The organism is Cobetia sp. SIMBA_158 (assembly GCF_046566945.1).
GTDB lineage: Bacteria > Pseudomonadota > Gammaproteobacteria > Pseudomonadales > Halomonadaceae > Cobetia > Cobetia amphilecti.
In genome coordinates this window covers 1-263 of the sequence record NZ_JAWJYL010000540.1, presented here as the reverse complement: position 1 = coordinate 263, position 263 = coordinate 1, and the positions used below count along the sequence as shown (strand labels likewise).

At 42.6% G+C, this 263-nt stretch carries 1 protein-coding gene; it reads left to right on the top strand.

The window, feature by feature from the left end:
- Positions 1 to 83: 83 nt before the first annotated feature.
- The coding region (locus R2R70_RS21005) for a hypothetical protein (RefSeq protein WP_410979049.1) at positions 84 to 263 on the top strand (180 nt) is incomplete at its 3' end.

The window sequence follows — 263 nt, the reverse complement described above, 5'->3', positions numbered from 1 at the left end:
ATCAAAGAGCAGATCAAATCTTGAGACGGATTGGAACTGACTTTCAAATTCCAATGACCTCCATCGCAAATACAGGACATGTCATGAAATCATTGGTCTTTAAAAATGACACGAGCTTGTATGACATCATTCTGAAAGCATTGAAAGAAACGAAGCGGCAAACCGGCAGAAACTATCAAATTTATTCTGCTAAAGGCAAGATGGGGCTGAGAGCTTGGCCCGATCCAGAGGACGTATGGGTCATTGAATCTGGCGTCAATCTC